The sequence below is a fragment of the Kitasatospora sp. NPDC049258 genome, from assembly GCF_040678895.1.
GTDB lineage: Bacteria > Actinomycetota > Actinomycetes > Streptomycetales > Streptomycetaceae > Kitasatospora.
Map to the genome: position 1 here is coordinate 39500 of NZ_JBFAQT010000045.1, position 17523 is coordinate 57022.

Consider the following 17523-nt stretch of genomic DNA (forward strand, 5'->3'; position numbering starts at 1 on the left):
GTGCCCACCGTAACGGGTGTGACCTGCCCCACCCGGTGGTTCGGGCGGGGGTGTGCACCAGCATGTCCTCCGGTGAGGCAGTCTTGTCCTGTGCCAGCCGCTTCAGCGAGTCCCGACAAGAAGTCCGCCGCCAAGAAGGCGGCGCCCGCGCGTCCAGCTGCCGCCGCCAAGCCGCCGGCCACCGGCCGGACCGGCCGGCTGACGGCGCAGGAGCGCAAGCTCGCCGCCGAACGGGCGGAGTTGCGCGTCGCGACCCTCAAGCGGCTGGAGAAGTCCGCCGGAAAGCTCGCGACGGCCGCGATCGCCCGGATGGACGACCAGCTGGCCTGGTACCGGCGGATGCCGCCGGAGCACCGGTCCTGGATCGGCCTGGTGGCGCAGGCCGGTATCGCGGCCTTCACCGAGTGGTACCGGCACCCCGAGGCGCCGCAGGCGATCAGTACGGACGTGTTCGGCACCGCCCCGCGCGAGCTGACCAGGGCGATCACCCTGCGGCAGACCGTGGAGCTGATCCGCACCACCATCGAGGTGATGGAGGAGGCCATCGAGGAGGTGGCCGCCCCGGGCGACGAGGCCGGGATGCGCGAGTCGGTCCTGGTGTACGCCCGCGAGATCGCCTTCGCGACCGCCCAGGTCTACGCCCAGGCCGCCGAGGCCCGCGGCGCCTGGGATGCCCGGCTGGAGGCACTGGTCGTCAACTCGCTGCTGTCCGGCGACGCCGACGAGGGCGTGCTGTCGCGCGCGGCGGCGCTCGGCTGGGGCCAGCCCAAGCAGGTCCGGGTGGTGATGGGCAGCGCGCCGGACGGCGACAGCGAGTTGGTGGTGGAGGCGATCCGCCGGGCCGCCCGGTACGCCAAACTGCACGTGCTGACCGGGGTGCTGGGCCGGCGGCTGGTGGTGGTGGTCGGCGGCGACAAGGAGCCGGTGCACGCGGCCCGGGCGCTGATCGGCCAGTTCGCCCCCGGCCCGGTGGTGGTCGGCCCGACCGTGGGCGACCTGCTCTCGGCGACCCGCTCCGCGCACGCGGCCGCCGCCGGCCTGCGGGCCTGCGCCGCCTGGCCGGACGCCCCGCGCCCGGTGCTGGCCGACGACCTGCTGCCGGAGCGGGCGCTGGCCGGGGACGAGGTGGCCCGGCACCAGCTGGTGGAGGAGATCTACACACCGCTGGAGGAGGCCGGTTCGGCGCTGCTGGAGACCCTGAGCGTGTACCTGGAGCAGGCGTCCTCGCTCGAAGGGGCCGCCCGGATGCTCTTCGTCCACCCCAACACCGTGCGCTACCGGCTGCGTCGTGTGACCGACGTCACCGGCTATGCTCCGTCCGACGTACGTTCGGCCTTCACCCTGCGGATCGCCCTGGCGCTGGGTCGCCTCGGTACGGCGGCCGAGCAGGGCTGAGGGGCACTGTGGAGACTCCACAAGCCGACGTGCTTTTCTTCGTTACCGTCGCCTACCCGCCCCCGGGCGTCCGGCGAGAGAGGGTTGAACCGTGCTCGTAATCGTCGCCCCTGGACAGGGTGCCCAGACTCCCGGCTTCCTCAACCCCTGGCTTGAACTGGACGGCGCTGCCGACCGGCTGCGGCAGTGGTCCTCGGTGGCCGGCCTCGACCTGGTCCGCTACGGCACCGAGGCTTCCGAGGAAGAGATCAAGGACACCGCGGTGGCCCAGCCGCTGCTGGTCGCGGCCGGCCTGCTGACCGCCGGGGTGCTGTTCGCCGACGGCCCCGCACCGAGCGAGCTGGTGGGCGCCCTGGCCGGCCACAGCGTCGGCGAGATCACCGCGGCCGCGCTGGCCGGGGTGCTGACCCCCGAGGACGCGCTGACCTTCGTCCGCGAGCGCAGCCTGGGCATGGCCGACGCCGCCGCCCGGACCGCGACCGGGATGGCCGCCGTGCTCGGCGGCGACCCGGAGGTGGTGGCCGCGAAGTTCGCCGAGCACGGGGTGACCGCGGCCAACAACAACGGCGGCGGGCAGCTGGTGGCCGCCGGCACGCTGGAGCAGCTGGCGGCGCTCAAGGCCGACCCGCCGGCCGGCGCCCGGCTGATCCCGCTCAAGGTGGCCGGCGCCTTCCACACCGAGCACATGGCCCCCGGGGTCGAGCGGCTGGCCAAGCTGGCGCCGACCCTGAGCGCGGCCGACCCGCTGGTCACCTACGTCTCCAACAAGGACGGCGAGGTGGTCGACTCCGGCGCAGAGGTGCTCGCCCGGCTGGTGGCCCAGGTCTCCAACCCGGTCCGCTGGGACCTCTGCATGGAGACCCTGCAGCAGCTGGGCGCGACGGCCGTGATCGAGCTGTCCCCGGCCGGCACCCTCACCAACCTGGTCAAGCGCAACGTCAAGGGTGTCGCGACGCTGGCCCTGAAGACCCCCGCCGATCTCGACAAGGCCCGTGAGCTCGTCGCGGAGCACGGCGGTCAGGAGAACGACGCATGACCACCCCGCAGATCAAGCCCGCCACCGGCGCCCAGTTCGCGCGGATCCACGGTGTCGGCGGCTACCGCCCGGTCCGGGTGATCCCCAACGCCGAGGTGCTCAACTGGATCGAGTCCTCGGACGAGTGGATCCGCTCCCGCAGCGGCATCGCCGAGCGCCGCTGGGCCGGCCCGGAGGAGACCGTCGCCGAGATGTCGGTGCAGGCGGCCGGCAAGGCGATCGCCCAGGCCGGCATCGCGCCCGAGCAGATCGGCGGCGTGATCGTCGCGACCGTCTCGCACCTCAAGCAGACCCCGGCCATCGCCACCGAGATCGCCGAGCGGCTCGGCTGCGGCACCGCCCCGGCCTTCGACATCTCGGCCGCCTGCGCCGGCTTCGGCTACGGCCTGGGCCTGGCCGACGGCATGGTGCGCGGCGGCAGCGCCGAGTACGTGCTGGTGATCGGCGTCGAGCGGCTCAGCGACCTGACCGACACCTCGGACCGCTCGACCGCCTTCATCTTCGGTGACGGCGCCGGCGCGGCCGTGGTCGGCCCGGCCGACGCCCCCGGCATCGGCAAGGTGATCTGGGGCTCGGACGGCGCGCAGCGCGACGTCATCTCGCAGACCCAGGCCTGGGACACCGCCTTCGCCAAGGAGGACGCCGTCAACGGCGCCGGCGAGGAGATCAAGTGGCCGGCCCTGCGGATGGAGGGTCAGACCGTCTTCCGCTGGGCGGTCTGGGAGATGGCCAAGGTCGCCCAGCAGGCGCTGGACGCGGCCGGCATCAGCGCCGACCAGCTCGGCGCCTTCATCCCGCACCAGGCCAACATGCGGATCACCGACGCCATGATCAAGGCGCTCAAGCTTCCCGACTCGGTGCCCGTCGCCCGGGACATCGTCGAGACCGGTAACACTTCGGCCGCCTCCATCCCGCTGGCGATGGAACGCATGCTGGAGAGCGGTGCGGCGAAGAGCGGCGACCTGGCACTGATCATCGGGTTCGGGGCGGGTCTGGTCTACGCGGCCGCAGTCGTTACCCTCCCCTAGGCAACACGCCACCACAAGCACGCGACGGTCCGCCGGACCGCTCGCTGTCAACACCGAAGAGGAGCAGCCACTATGGCTACCAAGGACGAGGTTCTGGCCGGTCTCGCCGAGATCGTCAACGAGATCGCCGGCATCCCGGCCGAGGACGTCGAGCTCGACAAGTCCTTCACCGACGACCTGGACGTCGACTCGCTGTCCATGGTCGAGGTCGTCGTGGCTGCCGAGGAGCGCTTCGGCGCGAAGATCCCGGACGACGAGGTCAAGAACCTCAAGACCGTCGGCGACGCGGTGGACTTCATCATCGCCAACAGCTGACCCATGGCTGACCGGCCGGGGTGCCCCGTGCACCCCGGCCACCCACCCCCTCCCCCTCAGCTCGCCCCTCCCCTGAACACGTGAGAGAAGAAGAAACCAGTGACCGCTGAAAACCGCACCGTGGTCGTCACGGGTATCGGCGCCTTCACGCCGCTGGGCGGCGACGCCGCCTCGTTCTGGGAGGGCCTGCTCGCCGGCCGTTCCGGGGTCGCCGCACTGACCGAGGAGTGGGCCGCCGACCTGCCGGTCCGGATCGCCGCCCGCACCGCCGTGGAGCCGGGCGAGATCCTGCCCCGCCCGCTGGCCCGCAAGCTGGACCGCTCCGCGCAGTTCGCGCTGATCGCGGCCCGCGAGGCCTGGGCCGACGCGGGCTTCGAGACCCCGGCCACCGATCTGTCCTCCAAGCTCGCCCCCGAGCGCCTGGGCACCGTGATCGCCTCCGGCATCGGCGGTGTCACCACCCTGCTGGACCAGTACGACGTGCTCAAGCAGCAGGGCGTGCGCAAGGTCTCCCCGCACACCGTGCCGATGCTGATGCCCAACTCCCCGGCCGCCAACGTCGGCCTGGAGGTCGGCGCCCGCGCCGGTGTGCACACCCCCGTCTCCGCCTGTGCCTCCGGCGCCGAGGCGATCGGCTACGCGATCGAGATGATCCGCTCCGGCCGCGCCGACGTCGTGGTGGCCGGCGGCACCGAGGCGGCGATCCACCCGCTGCCGATCGTCGCCTTCTCCAACATGATGGCGATGTCCAAGAACAACGACGACCCCGAGCACGCCTCCCGCCCGTACGACAAGGGCCGGGACGGCTTCGTGCTCGGCGAGGGCGCCGGCGTGGTCGTGCTGGAGTCGGCGGAGCACGCCGCCGCCCGCGGCGTCCGGATCTACTGCGAGGCCGTCGGCCAGGGCCTGTCCTCGGACGCCCACCACATCGCCCAGCCGGAGCCCACCGGCGCCGGCGTGGCCCGCGCGATCGCCGACCTGTTCGAGCGCAGCGAGCTGGACAAGGCCGAGGTCGTGCACGTCAACGCGCACGCCACCTCCACCCCGCAGGGCGACACCGCCGAGATCAAGGCGCTCCGCAAGGAGCTCGGCGAGCACCTGGACCACGTCGCGATCTCCGCGACCAAGTCCATGACCGGTCACCTGCTGGGCGGCGCCGGCGGCATCGAGACCGTCGCCACCGTGCTGGCGCTGTACCACCGCCTGGCCCCGCCGACCATCAACGTCGAGCAGCTGGACGACGACATCGACGCGGACATCGTCACCGGCGAGCCCCGCAAGCTGCCCGCCGGCCAGATCGCCGCGATCAACAACTCGTTCGGCTTCGGCGGCCACAACGTGGTGCTGGCCTTCCGCACCGTCTGAGCCTGCCGCAGCCAAGGGCCGGGGCCCCGTCCGCGATCACCTCGCGGACGGGGCCCCGGCCTTTCCCCGACGTACGCTCAGACCACCTGGTGCAGCCAGCGCACCGGCGCGCCCTCGCCGGCGTACCGGAACGGCTCCAACTCGTCGTCCCAGGGCTTGCCGAGCAGCCGGGCGAGCTCCGCCTCCAGGTCACCGCCCTCGTTCCGGGAGCGCAGCAGGACGGCGCGCAGCCGGTCCTCCGGGATCAGGATGTCGCCGTGCATCCCGGTGACGGCGTGGAAGATGCCGAGGCTGGGCGTGCTGCTGTAGCGCTCGCCCTCGGCCGTGGCACAGGGCTCGCTGGTGACCTCGTAGCGGATCAGCTGCCAGCCGCGCAGGGCGGAGGCCAGCCGGGAGGCCGTGCCGGGCTCGCCCTGCCAGGACAGCTCGGCCCGCCAGTGACCGGGTGCGGCGGGCTGCCGGATCCAGTCGAGGCTGACGCGCACACCGAGCACGCCCGCGACCGCCCACTCGACATGCGGGCACAGCGCGCGGGGCGCGGAGTGGATGTACAGGACTCCACGTGTCGACACCGGGACCTCCAGGCTGTGGACGAGGGTCGCCTTCCCCAGCTGCCTCGTGCCCATCGCCGGTAGGTACCGTTTACCCCCGTGAAGCTCAACTTATTCGACATTAGGTCATCAAATTGAGCAAAACGGACAAGCTTTCACCCAATGTTAGTCGGATCCCCGGGGAGGTCCACCCCTCCCCGGGATCTCTCCCCCGAACGGACCTATCGCCCGTCGAGGGCCTGCCCGGCCACGCTATCGGCGGGCGGCGCAGGGCGGATGACGGTCCGTCGGATCACCCGGGTGCGGCCGCCGCGAGCGCCCGTACCCGAACCGCCCCGCACGCCGGGGAGGCGTACGGGGCGGGCCGGCCACCAAGGGGCCGCCAAGGAGCCACCAAGGGGTGGCCAGGGGTCAGAGCTTGACGACCATCTTGCCGGTGTTGGCGCCGCGGAGCATGCCGATGAAGGCGTCGGCGGTGTTCTCCACGCCCTCCACCACGGTCTCGTCGTAGCGCAGCGAGCCGTCCTTCAGCCAGCCGGCCAGCTCGGCGACGAACTGCGGCTGCAGCGCCGCGTGGTCGCCGACCAGCATGCCCTGCAGGCGCAGCCGCTTGCCGATCACCAGGGCCAGGTTGCGCGGGCCGACCGGCGCCCCGGCCTCGTTGTACTGGGCGATCGCGCCGCACAGGGTGGCGCGGCCGTGCGGGTTGAGGACGCTGATCGCGGCCTCCAGGTGCTCGCCGCCGACATTGTCGAAGTAGACGTCGATGCCGTCCGGCGCCGCCGCCGCGAGCTGCTCCAGGACCGGCCCGTCCTTGTAGTTGAAGGCGGCGTCGAAGCCGTACCCGTCCACCAGGTGGGCGATCTTCTCCGCGGAGCCGGCCGAGCCGATGACCCGCCCGGCGCCCTTGAGCCGGGCGATCTGGCCGACCAGCGAACCGACCGCACCGGCCGCGCCGGAGACGAAGACGGTGTCGCCCTCCTGGAAGGAGGCGACCTCCAGCAGGCCGGCGTAGGCGGTCAGGCCGGGCATGCCGAGCACGCCGAGGTAGTACGAGAGCGGGGCCAGCGCCGCGTCCACCTTCACCGCGCGGGCGGCGTCCAGGGTCGCGTACTCGCGCCAGCCGAGCCCGTGCAGCACCGCGTCGCCGACCTCGAAGCCCTCGGCCTCGGAGGCCACCACGTAGCCGACCGCGCCGCCGTCCATGGCCTCGCCGAGCCGGAACGGCGGGACGTAGGACTTCACGTCGTTCATCCGGCCGCGCATGTACGGGTCCACCGACAGGAAGGCGTTGCGGACCAGGATCTGGCCCGCACCGGGCTGCCGGACGGGGGCCTCGACCAGCGCGAAGTCCGCGGGGGTCGGCCAGCCCTGGGGCCGGGCCGCCAGCTGCCACTCGCGACCGGTGGTGGGCGTCGCCTGCTCTGCCATGTCCTTAGCTCCTTGCGTGATCGGTATCGATGGCCGCCTGAAAGGTTGACCAACTAAAGCAATCGTGCGGATAAAAGGTTCACGTTGTCAAATGTTCAGCTAGAGTGGTGTCCATGGAGAAGCAGCAGCCGCCCGCCGACGCGATCACCCGCGAGGTCGTCGACCTCATGGCGAGCCTGGTCGCGCTCTTCCACCGCGAGTACGAGGAGGCCGCCGCCGCCCGCTCGCTCACCGGCGCCCAGGCCAAGGTACTCGGCCTGCTGCGGCGCGGCCCGATGCCGATGCGGCACATCGCCCAGACGCTGGCCTGCGAGCCCTCCAACATCACCGGCATCGTGGACCGGCTGGAGTCCCGGGGGTTCGTGACCCGCGAGGCCGACCCGCTGGACCGCCGGGTCAAGCTGGTGGCCGCCACCGAGGCCGGCGGCCTGGCCACCGACGAGCTGCGCGAGTCGCTGAACTTCGCCCGCGAGCCGCTGGCCGCCCTGGCCGAGGACGAGCGCCGCCAGCTGCGCGACCTGCTGCGCAGGATGGTCGAAGGCGCCGACGCCGGCAGCTGAGCGCAGGGACGGGGGGAAGAAGTTCGAGCAAAAGGTGTAACCGGACACGCTCCCGGACCGTCTACTCCATCAGGACCGTACGTGTACCGGTGGCGTTTGCCACACCTTGCAGAGAGCGCTGACCCGATGACCGACCCCAAGAGCCGGCCCGCCAGGGGCACCCGCGCCCGAATAGCCCGCGGGCTGGGGGCCACCGCCGCCGTCCTGGTGGTCGGCACCGCCGGCGTCGGCGCCTGGTTCTACCAGCGCCTCGACCACAACATCAGCACCTTCTCGGCCGACGGCATCGCCACCAGCCGGCCGCCCGCCGGGCCCACCGCCAGCGGCGGCGGCCGCCCGGTGAACATCCTGCTGCTCGGCTCCGACACCCGCCAGGACGGCAACAGCGACCTCGGCGGCGGCGACGAGGGCGTCGGCCACTCCGACACCGCGATCCTGCTGCACGTGTACGCGGACCACCAGCACGCCGTCGGCGTCTCGATACCCCGGGACACCCTGGTCACGGTGCCGGCCTGCAAGCTGCCCAGCGGCGCCTGGTCCACCGCGAAGAACAACCAGATGTTCAACTCGGCCTTCACGATCGGCGAGTACCCGCAGGGCAACCCCGCGTGCACCCAGAACACCGTCGAGGCGATGACCGGGCTGCGGATCGACCACACCGTCGTGGTCGACTTCAAGGGCTTCGCGGCGATGACGGACGCGGTGCACGGCGTCGACGTCTGCGTGCCCAACAACGTCAACTCGTACGGCATCCACCTGACCAAGGGCCTGCAGACCGTCTCCGGGCAGCAGGCCCTGGACTACGTCCGCGCGCGCCACGGCTTCGGGGACGGCTCGGACATCGGCCGGATGAAGCGGCAGCAGGCCTTCCTCTCCTCCCTGATCAAGAAGATCCGCAGCCAGGGCTTCAACCCGACCACGCTGCTGCCACTGGCCGACGCCGCGACCAAGGCGCTCACCGTGGACCCCGAGCTCGGTTCGGCGATCAAGCTCGCCGACTTCGCCCAGACCCTGCAGAACATCGACCTGTCGGACATCTCCTTCGTCACCGTCCCCTGGCGCTACCAGGGCGACCGGGTGGCGCTGGTGCACCCCGACGTGGACACCCTCTGGGGCCTGCTGCGGCAGGACCGCACGCTGACCGGCCAGTCGGCCGCCGACCCGGCCGCCTCCGCCTCGCCCTCCGACCCTGCCTCGGCGTCCCCCGCGCCGACCGCATCGGCCGCGCCGGCCGCCGGCGACATCCCGCTGACCGTGCACAACGCCTCCCGGTCCACCGGGCTCGGCGGCCAGGCCGCGGCGGACCTCAAGGCCAAGGGCTACCAGAAGATCGTGGTCGGCCCGGACGCGGCCTTCCGCCGCACCACCCTGATCGGGTACGCGGAGGGCCGGCAGGACGCCGCCACCCAGCTCGCCCAGCTCTTCCCCGGCGCCGAGCTGCGCGCCGACCCGGGCAGCGACGGCCTGACCGTCACCCTCGGCCGGGACTACGCGGCCGGCCGCGAGCCCGGCGCCGACGGCGGCCAGCCCACCGGCGTCCCCACCACGCTGCCCACCGGCATCCCGACCGGGATCACCGAGAACACCCGCCCGGCCGACAGCGACCTCTGCGCGGACCTCAGCTTCGGCTGAGGTCGCCGCCCGGGTCGGGGAGCCCGGTGACGACCACGGTGACCCTGGTGCCGGCGGCCAACCCCCCGGCCGCCGCCAGGCCGTACACCGCCGACAGCGCCTTGGCCACGTACCGCCGCTCGACCGGCACCCCGTGCCGCCGCTCGAAGGCGGCGGCGAACTCCGCGAGGTCGGCCGGCACCCTGCCGTACCCGCCGCCGTGGTGGCCGTGCTCGATCCGCCAGTTGCCGAACTCCCGCCCGTACCCGGCCCGGTGCAGCCCCGCCACCTCCCGCTCCAGGTAGCCCTCGCCGCGCAGCACCGCCACGCCGAGCGCCCGCGCCCCCGGCGGCAGCCCGGCCGCGATCCCGGCCAGCGTGCCGCCGGTGCCGACCGGGCAGCACACCACGTCCCGCTCCCCCAGGCCGGGCAGCTGCTGGGCCAGCTCCCCGGCGACCACCGCCGCCCCGTGCACCGCGAGCGCGTTCGACCCGCCCTCCGGCAGCTCCAGGAACCCCTCCCGCGGCTCCCCGCCGCGGGCCGCCAGCTCCCGGTACGCCGACCGCGGGACGAACTCCAGCACCATCCCGGCCGCCTCCGCCGCCCGCAGCGACCAGTTCCGCGGCGCCGCGGCCAGCTCCTCGCCCCGGATCACCCCGACACTCGCCAGCCCGAGCCCCCGCGCGGCGGCCGCCACCGCCCGGACGTGGGTCGAGTACGCCCCGCCGTACGTCAGCAGCCCGCGCCGGCCCTCGGCGAGGGCCCGCTCCAGATTGGGCGCCAGCTTCCGCCACTTGTTGCCCGGCACGGTCGGGTGCGCCAGGTCGTCCCGCTTGAGCCGCAGCTCCACCCCGAGCCGGGCGAGGGCCGGCTCGTCCAGGACGGTCAGCGGGGTCGGCAGCACGGCGGGCGGGAGCGCGGCGGGCGGGAGCGCGGCGGGCGGGAGCGCACCGGGACGGGGCGCGGCGGGAGGGGGCGCGGCGGGAGGGAGCACCGCGCCAGCATACGAAGGGTCTCAGTGCTCGGTGCCGGTGGCCCAGATCGGCCGGCCGTCGTCGTAGATCACCACATTGCCGTCGTCCTGGACGACCAGCTGGGCGCCGGGGTGGCCGTCGGTGTGCGAGGCCCACTCGGCCCGGCCGCCGCGCGAGTACACCACGAAGTTCCCGTCCTGCTGGAACCGCGCCGTCCGGCCCCGGCCCGCGGTACCGGTGGCCCAGCGGACCCGGCCGAACTCGTCGTAGATCACCAGATCGCCGTCGCTCTGCATCAGCAGCATCGCCCGGGCCGACCGGATCGACTGGCCCGGCTCGAACTCGAACACCGCCCCGAGCTCCTGATCGGCCCGCAGGCTACGGCCCTGCGCCTCCCCCGGCCCGGCGGCTGCCCGGGCGGGCCCCGAAGCGGCGAGCGTGAGCGAGGCGAGCACGGCCGCCGCGGCGGCCAGGAGTCGGACGGACGGACGCGGGCCACGGGCAGTCATGGACGCCCCTTCGGGGTCGGCGAGGACGGACACGTCCAAGCGTGCCCAGCACCAGGTATCCGGGCAATCAGCCACAAGGGTGGCCAAGTCGACCCGCCGGCCCACGACTTGTCCCCGCGTCGGCACCCCGACCGATCGGCCGCGAGCTGTCCGCCCACCGGGTGAACCACGGCGTGGCGGGTGCCCCGACGCCCCGGCCCTGCTCTACAGTCAGCGGTAGACGCTCGGGCCTTCCCGTCAGGTCGGCCCCGCAGATCGGCGGGGTGTTCGGCGGACGGGGCAGCACATCTGAGGTGGGGCGGGTGGGACTCGAACCCACGACCAAGGGATTATGAGTCCCCTGCTCTAACCGGCTGAGCTACCGCCCCCGATTCGACCGGCTGGTGCGCCGACAGGTCGGCGGCTCCAGCAGCAGACGGCCCCTCAGGGCCGTCCCCGGCAGCATAGCCGGTCGATCACCTGCGGTGCGCGCCGGGGGCGCAACCGGGTGCGCCCCCTGCGGGCCCTGCCCCGCACCCGCCTGGCGGACCGGCGGCCCGGGCTGATAGATCTTGCTCCCGGGGCCGCCACCGGGCGGCCGGGCACGGCGCGGGAGTACGGGGATCGGGATGGGCCGGAGGGAACGAGCGGTGCGGCGGGCGCTGCTCCCGGCGGCCCTGCTGCTGGCCGCGCAGTTCGCCACCGGCTGCACCTCGGGCACCGACTCCGCGGCGCCCGCCACCCCTGGGCCCGCGGCCCGCACCGTGCCGCCGGCGGCCACCGACACCCGGATCGGCGTGCTCTTCCTCGCCGAGCTGACCGGCCCGCGGATGTGCACGGCGAGCGTGGTCGACAGCCCCCGGCGCAACCTGCTGGTGACCGCGGCGCACTGCGTGCAGAGCACCGAGCGCGGCCGCTTCGACGACCTGGTCTTCGCCCCCGGCTACCGCGAGGGCCGGGCTCCGTACGGGGTCTGGCCGGTGGCCTCGGTCACCGTGGACCCGCGCTGGAGCCAGGGCGAGGATCCCGACTACGACGTGGCCTTCCTCACCGTGGAGGAGGTGCAGGGCCGGCAGATCCAGGACCTGCTCGGCGCGAACCGGCTCGGCTTCGGCCTCGGCTCCGACCTGCCGGTCACGGTCACCGGCTACCCCCACGAGGGCGAGGCCCCGGTCACCTGCTCCGCCCGGACCGGTGCGCAGAGTGCCACCCAGGAGCGCTTCGAGTGCTCCGGCTACACCGTGGGCACCAGCGGGAGCCCCTGGCTCACCGCGGACGGCCAGGTGGTCGGTGTGATCGGCGGCTACCAGGAGGGCGGGGACACCGACGCGATCTCCTACAGCGTGGCCTTCGACCAGCGGGTGGCCGACCTCTACCGCCGGGCCACCGCCTGACCCTCGGACAGCCGATCGGCCGTCAGGCACGCGAGCGACCGTCAGGCTCCCGGCCGGGCCGGGAAACACGAAAGCCCCCCGGTCTACGGGGGGCCGTCGCTCTGCACCGATCGTCTCCGTGGAGGCGAAGCTCCCCCAATTGGACTCGAACCAATAACCTGCCGATTAACAGTCGGCTGCTCTGCCAATTGAGCTATGGGGGATCGCACAGCGGGACGGACCACGAGGGACCGTCCTGGCTCCCCCAATTGGACTCGAACCAATAACCTGCCGATTAACAGTCGGCTGCTCTGCCAATTGAGCTATGGGGGATCGATCTTGCCTGTGTCCCGGATCCCTCCGGGCCTTCGGCGGTCGCTGCGGGACATACATTAGCGCACTCAGGGGGGTGTTCCGCCAATCGCTTTCCGCCGGCCCCCGGCCGTACCCCGCGCCGTCCCGCCCGGGGCGGCCCGGTCGGCGCGCCCCGCGCGCGCCCCGGCGGCCCGGCGGGGATGCTGGTGAACGGCGGAGGCCCGGAGCGGACCCGCCACCGGGCGGGTGGTTCACCACCCGGCCCGCCGGGTAGAGCAATGCGGCAAAGACCGCGACGAAGGGTGGAGCCGAGCATGTGGAAACTGACGTTGATCGTGGGCGTCGGGGTCGGATACGTCCTGGGCGCCCGAGCCGGCCGGCAGCGGTACGAGCAGCTCGCCGGTGCGGCCCGACAGTTCTCCCAGAACCCCAAGGTCCAGGACGCCGCCGGCAAGGCCAAGCAGCAGGCGGGGGCGGTCGCCGGCCGGGCCGCCGGCGCGGTGGCCGACCGGGTCGGCGAGAAGCTGCCCGACTCGGTCACCGACCGGGTGCCGTACTTCGCCCGGCGGCAGTCGGCGGACGACAGCTGGGGCACCTTCCGGCCGTGACCGGGCCCTGGCCGGATCCCGTACCGACTGGGCAACACTTGCCACGGGCGGCGGCCCCCCGGCCGCCCGCTGCGGCATGATCTCGGTATGGCCATCGTCGCGGGCATCGACAGCTCCACCACTCGCACCAGGATCGTCGCGTGCGACTCAGACACCGGCGCCGTCCTGCGCACCGGGAAGGCGCCCCATCCGCTGCCCGACGGTGTCGATGCCCGGACCACCGAGGTCGACCCGCAGACCTGGCTGCACTCGCTCGGCGACGCGGCGGCCGGCGGGCTGCTGGAGGGGGTCCGGGCGATCGGTGTCTGCGCGCAGCAGCACGGTCTGATCGGGCTGGACGCCGGCGGGGTGCTGGTCCGCCCCGCGCTGCTGTGGAACGACCCCCGCTCGGCCGGTGCCGCCGCCGCGCTGCTGGACGCGCTCGGCGGCCCCGGCCCGTGGGTGGAGGCGATCGCCGCGGTGCCCGCGCCCACGTACACCATCGCCAAGCTGCGCTGGCTGGCCGAGTTCGAGCCGGCCTCGGCCAAGCGGATCGCCGAGGTGCTGCTGCCGCACGACTGGCTGGTCTCGCAGCTGCTCGGCAGCCCCAAGCGGCGCACCACCGACCGCGGCGACGCCTCCGGCACCGGCTACTGGTCGCCGATCACCGGGGAGTACCGGCAGGACCTGATCAAGCTGGCCGTCGGCCACGAGCTGCGGGTGCCGGACGTGCTCGGCCCCGCCGAGCCCGCCGGGCACACCCCGGAGGGCCTGCTGATCTCGGCCGGCACCGGGGACAACATGGCCGCCGCGCTCGGGCTCGGGCTCGGCCTCGGCGACGCGGTCGTCTCGCTCGGCGGCAACGGCACCATCTTCGCGGTGCACGACCGGGCGGTGGTCGACCCGACCGGCCTGATCTCCTCCTTCGCCGACGCCACCGGCCGCCACCTGCCGATGGTCGGCACCCTCAACGCGGCCCAGGTGCTGCGCTCCACCGCCACCGTGCTCGGCACCGACCTGGAGGGCCTGAGCGACCTCGCCCTGCAGTCCTCCCCCGGCGCGTACGGGCTGGTGCTGCTGCCGTACCTGGACGGCGAGCGCACCCCCAAGCTGCCGCACGCCGCCGGCACCCTGACCGGGCTGCGGATGGAGTCGATGGCCCCGCAGCACTTCGCCCGGGCCGCGGTCGAGGGCATGCTCTGCAACATCGCGGACGCGGTCGACGTGCTGCGCTCGCACGGGGTCGCGGTGCGCCGGATCTTCCTGCTCGGCGCGGCCGGGCGGCTCGGCGCCGTCCGGGAGATCGCTCCACTGGTCTTCGGCGTGCCCGTGGTGATACCGCCTCCGGGCGACCACGCGGCCCGGGGCGTCGCCCGGCAGGCCGCCTGGGCGCTGGCCGGCACCCCGGAGCCGCCGCACTGGGAGCTGCCCGAGGTGACCACCCTGGCGCCGGACCAGGAGCACGACCTGGCCGTGGGCGGCGCGGTGCGCCAGCAGTACGCCGCCGTCCGGGACCAGGTGCACCCGGAGGCCAAGGGCTGAGCCCGGCGCCACCCGGCCGCAGGCGCCGGGCGTGCGCCGCGTCTGCGGCGGTGGCAGCGTGGGAGGTCCTGCCCGGTCGGCGAAAGGGATCTCCGGATGGCACTCCACCAAGGTGACGGCAGCGAGCGGCGGCTGTCGGTCAGCCCGCTGCACGGCCTGATCGACCCGGTCGGCTCGATGTCCGCGGCACCACCGGTGCACAAGCTGGCGGACGGCCCGGTGATGCCGCCGGTGGCGTACCAGCTGATCCATGACGAGCTGATGCTGGACGGCAACGCCAAGCTCAACCTGGCCACCTTCGTCACCACCCAGATGGACGAGTACGCCGACCGGCTGATGGCGGAGTGCCGCGACAAGAACATGATCGACAAGGACGAGTACCCGCAGACCGCCGAGCTGGAGCGGCGCTGCGTGGCGATCCTGGCCGACCTCTGGCACGCCCCCGACCCGGACGGCGCGGTCGGCTGCTCGACCACCGGATCCAGCGAGGCCTGCATGCTGGCCGGCCTGGCGCTCAAGCGGCGCTGGATGCGGCGCAACGCCGACCGGTACGCGGCCGGCGCCCGGCCGAACCTGGTGATGGGGATCAACGTCCAGGTCTGCTGGGACAAGTTCTGCAACTTCTGGGAGGTGGAGCCCCGGCTGGTGCCGATGTCCGGCGAGCGCTACCACTTGGACGCCGAGCAGGCCGTGGCCTACTGCGACGAGAACACCATCGGCGTGGTCGGCATCCTCGGCTCCACCTTCGACGGCTCCTTCGAGCCGGTCGCGGAGATCTGCGCGGCGCTGGACGACCTCCAGCAGCGCACCGGCCTGGACATCCCGGTGCACGTGGACGGCGCCTCCGGCGCCATGGTGGCGCCCTTCCTGGACCGGGAGCTGATCTGGGACTTCCGGCTGCCCAGGGTGGCCTCCATCAACACCTCGGGGCACAAGTTCGGGCTGGTCTACCCGGGTGTCGGCTGGGCGCTGTGGCGGGACAAGGAGGCGCTGCCGGAGGAGCTGGTCTTCAAGGTCAACTACCTGGGCGGCGACATGCCGACCTTCGCGCTCAACTTCTCCCGCCCCGGGGCCGAGGTGGTGGCCCAGTACTACGCCTTCCTGCGGCTCGGCCAGGAGGGCTTCCGGATGGTCCAGCAGGCCTGCCGGGACGTCGCCACCTATCTGGCCGGCGAGGTCGAACGGCTCGGCTTCCGGCTGCTGACCAGGGGCGACCAGCTGCCGGTGTTCGCCTTCACCACGAACCGCGAGGAGCCCTTCGACGTGTTCGACGTCTCCCGCCGGTTGAGCGAGCGGGGCTGGCAGGTGCCCGCGTACACCTTCCCGTCGGACCGCACCGACCTCTCGGTGCTGCGGGTGGTCTGCCGCAACGGCTTCTCCCGCGACCTGGCGGACCTACTGCTCGCGGACCTCACCCGGCTGATGCCCGAGCTGCGCAACCAGCCGGCGCCGCTGAGCACCCTGGGCGTCGAGGCGCGGTCCGCGTTCCACCACTGACGCGGCACCAGGGCTTGTCTGTGGGACACGGCCTAGTCCAGGTAGCCGCGGAGCTGCTCGGCGCAGGCGTGCGCGCGCAGCTTGGCCAGCGTCTTGGCCTCGATCTGACGGATCCGCTCCCTGGTCACGCCGAACAGCCGGCCGATCTCCTCCAGGGTCCGCGGGAGGCCGTCGTCCAGCCCGTAGCGGAGCTGGACGACCTGCCGCTCGCGGTCGCCGAGGGTGGCCAGCACGGCTTCCAGGTGCTCGCGCAGCAGCAGGAAGGCGGCGCTCTCGACGGGCGAGGCGGCGTCCGCGTCCTCGATCAGGTCGCCCAGCGCCACGTCCTCCTCCGCCCCGACCGGGGTGTGCAGCGAGACCGGCTCCTGGGCCAGCCGCAGCACCTCCCGGACCCGCTCCGGGGGCAGCTGGAGGGCGAGGCCCACCTCGGCGGCGGTCGGCTCGTGGCCGCACTCCTGGATCATGGCCCGCTGCACCCGCAGCACCCGGTTGATCAGCTCGACCACGTGCACCGGCACCCGGATGGTCCGGGCCTGGTCGGCCAGCGCCCGGCTCATCGCCTGCCGGATCCACCAGGTGGCGTAGGTCGAGAACTTGTAGCCCCGGGTGTAGTCGAACTTCTCGACCGCCCGGATCAGGCCGACGTTGCCCTCCTGGATCAGGTCGAGCAGGGTCAGCCCGCGGCCCACGTAGCGCTTGGCGACCGAGACCACCAGCCGGAGGTTGGCCTCGATCAGCCGGCGCTTGGCCATCCGGCCGAGCACCACCAGCCGGTCCAGCTGGTCGGCGAGCCCCGGGTCCTCGGCGGCCGGGCCTGCGGGGGTGCGGTCCAGCGCCTCCTCCGCGAACAGGCCGGCCTCGATCTGGCGGGCCAGCTCGACCTCCTCGGCGGCGGTGAGCAGCCGGACCCGGCCGATCTCGCGCAGGTACTGGCGGAGCAGGTCGGCGGCCGGGCCGGCGGCCTCGTCCAGCGGATCGGCCGCCCGGGCCGCCCCGGGCGCACCGGGCGCACCGGGCGCACCGGGCGCACCGGGCGGCCGCGTCTCGTGCTCGTCGGCCAGGGGCTCCTCGGCCGGGGGCTCCTCGCCCTCGTGCCCTTCGCCCTCGTGCTCCTCGGCCGCGGGCGGGCCGCCCTGGGCCGGCACTCTCGGCTCGGCGGCAGGCCGATCGGTGGCGGACCGGTCGGTGGTCTCCTCGGGCACGGCGGCCCGGTGCTGGCGGACGGCGGCGAGCTCCACGGGCATCCCTCCACGGCCGTGGCGGCGCTGGGGGGACGCCGCACCACAGGAGTGGGATACCCAGCGGGGCGCCCGACGCCACCCGTGGCGGGGGGCGGAAGTGCGGGCACGGCCGGGGGGGGGGGGGCGGGGGGCGCGGGGGCGGGGGGGGCGGGCGGGGCGCCCCCCCCCCCGAGGATAAAGGAGGTCGTAGTCTGAAGGGTAGGGGAGTGGTGAG

Annotated in this window: 16 protein-coding genes and 3 tRNA genes; 11 read left to right on the forward strand and 8 right to left on the reverse strand. The window is 73.6% G+C overall.

Translation table 11 applies throughout. The features are described from left to right. Positions 1-198 precede the first annotated feature (198 nt). The 5 genes from AB0K43_RS27310 (at position 199) to fabF (ending at position 5139) form a co-directional block, all read left to right on the forward strand. Positions 199-1395 carry a helix-turn-helix domain-containing protein gene (locus tag AB0K43_RS27310; RefSeq protein WP_350641039.1) on the forward strand — a complete coding sequence of 399 codons (1197 nt, stop codon included), beginning with the start codon at positions 199-201 and terminating at the stop codon, positions 1393-1395. Positions 1396-1486: 91 nt separating this feature from the next. Then, positions 1487-2431 carry an ACP S-malonyltransferase gene (locus AB0K43_RS27315; RefSeq protein WP_363644282.1) on the forward strand — a complete coding sequence of 315 codons (945 nt, stop codon included), beginning with the start codon at positions 1487-1489 and terminating at the stop codon, positions 2429-2431. Beyond that, entirely contained in the window at positions 2428-3459 is a 1032-nt protein-coding gene (locus AB0K43_RS27320; protein ID WP_363644284.1) for a beta-ketoacyl-ACP synthase III, read from the forward strand. Before AB0K43_RS27315 ends, AB0K43_RS27320 begins: the two co-directional genes overlap by 4 nt. Positions 3460-3531: 72 nt before the next feature. Next, positions 3532-3774, forward strand: a complete 243-nt coding sequence (locus AB0K43_RS27325) for an acyl carrier protein (RefSeq protein ID WP_033825980.1) — start codon at positions 3532-3534, stop codon at positions 3772-3774. A gap of 99 nt (positions 3775-3873) precedes the next feature. Continuing rightward, complete coding sequence (gene fabF, locus AB0K43_RS27330; protein ID WP_363644286.1) at positions 3874-5139, forward strand: beta-ketoacyl-ACP synthase II; 1266 nt, start codon at positions 3874-3876, stop codon at positions 5137-5139. Between the two features lie 77 nt (positions 5140-5216). On the opposite strand, the gene AB0K43_RS27335 is transcribed toward fabF, so the two are convergent. Then, a complete protein-coding gene (locus AB0K43_RS27335; protein ID WP_363644288.1) occupies positions 5217-5711 on the reverse strand; it encodes a DUF3145 domain-containing protein in 495 nt (164 codons plus the stop codon). Positions 5712-6101: 390 nt separating this feature from the next. After that, positions 6102-7121: an NADP-dependent oxidoreductase gene (locus tag AB0K43_RS27340; RefSeq protein ID WP_363644290.1), complete on the reverse strand. Its 1020-nt coding sequence runs from the start codon at positions 7119-7121 to the stop codon at positions 6102-6104. Between the two features lie 113 nt (positions 7122-7234). On the opposite strand from AB0K43_RS27340, the gene AB0K43_RS27345 reads away from it, so the two are divergent. Both AB0K43_RS27345 and AB0K43_RS27350 read left to right on the forward strand, forming a co-directional pair. Next, positions 7235-7681, forward strand: a complete 447-nt coding sequence (locus AB0K43_RS27345) for a MarR family transcriptional regulator (RefSeq protein ID WP_363644292.1) — start codon at positions 7235-7237, stop codon at positions 7679-7681. A gap of 126 nt (positions 7682-7807) precedes the next feature. Continuing rightward, on the forward strand, positions 7808-9313 hold the full coding sequence (locus AB0K43_RS27350; RefSeq protein WP_363644294.1) for an LCP family protein: 1506 nt from the start codon (positions 7808-7810) through the stop codon (positions 9311-9313). Here AB0K43_RS27350 and AB0K43_RS27355 read toward each other — a convergent pair. The 3 genes from AB0K43_RS27355 to AB0K43_RS27365 all read right to left on the reverse strand — a co-directional run bounded on the left by AB0K43_RS27355 (position 9300) and on the right by AB0K43_RS27365 (position 11143). Continuing rightward, complete coding sequence (locus AB0K43_RS27355; protein WP_363644296.1) at positions 9300-10286, reverse strand: pyridoxal-phosphate dependent enzyme; 987 nt, start codon at positions 10284-10286, stop codon at positions 9300-9302. The two genes, AB0K43_RS27350 and AB0K43_RS27355, sit on opposite strands and share 14 nt — an antisense overlap. A gap of 21 nt (positions 10287-10307) precedes the next feature. Then, entirely contained in the window at positions 10308-10775 is a 468-nt protein-coding gene (locus AB0K43_RS27360) for a hypothetical protein (RefSeq protein WP_363644298.1), read from the reverse strand. A 294-nt stretch (positions 10776-11069) separates the two neighbouring features. Further along, a tRNA-Ile gene (locus AB0K43_RS27365) sits at positions 11070-11143 on the reverse strand. Positions 11144-11404: 261 nt separating this feature from the next. On the opposite strand from AB0K43_RS27365, the gene AB0K43_RS27370 reads away from it, so the two are divergent. Beyond that, complete coding sequence (locus AB0K43_RS27370) at positions 11405-12148, forward strand: trypsin-like peptidase domain-containing protein (RefSeq protein WP_363644300.1); 744 nt, start codon at positions 11405-11407, stop codon at positions 12146-12148. 130 nt (positions 12149-12278) lie between these two features. Here AB0K43_RS27370 and AB0K43_RS27375 read toward each other — a convergent pair. Further along, positions 12279-12351 (reverse strand) — tRNA-Asn (locus AB0K43_RS27375). Positions 12352-12384: 33 nt separating this feature from the next. Further along, positions 12385-12460 (reverse strand) — tRNA-Asn (locus tag AB0K43_RS27380). A gap of 296 nt (positions 12461-12756) precedes the next feature. Between AB0K43_RS27380 and AB0K43_RS27385 the strand changes: the two genes are divergently transcribed. The 3 genes from AB0K43_RS27385 (at position 12757) to AB0K43_RS27395 (ending at position 16068) form a co-directional block, all read left to right on the forward strand. Further along, positions 12757-13050 (forward strand): hypothetical protein, encoded by a 294-nt coding sequence (locus AB0K43_RS27385; protein WP_033822299.1) that lies wholly within the window; start codon positions 12757-12759, stop codon positions 13048-13050. A gap of 87 nt (positions 13051-13137) precedes the next feature. Beyond that, a complete protein-coding gene (locus tag AB0K43_RS27390) occupies positions 13138-14571 on the forward strand; it encodes an FGGY family carbohydrate kinase (protein WP_363644302.1) in 1434 nt (477 codons plus the stop codon). A gap of 96 nt (positions 14572-14667) precedes the next feature. Continuing rightward, complete coding sequence (locus AB0K43_RS27395) at positions 14668-16068, forward strand: glutamate decarboxylase (protein ID WP_363644304.1); 1401 nt, start codon at positions 14668-14670, stop codon at positions 16066-16068. 32 nt (positions 16069-16100) lie between these two features. Here the strand turns inward: AB0K43_RS27395 and AB0K43_RS27400 are convergent, their stop codons facing one another. After that, positions 16101-17306, reverse strand: coding sequence for an RNA polymerase sigma factor (locus tag AB0K43_RS27400; protein WP_363644306.1), 1206 nt, complete (start codon positions 17304-17306; stop codon positions 16101-16103). Positions 17307-17523: the final 217 nt, after the last annotated feature.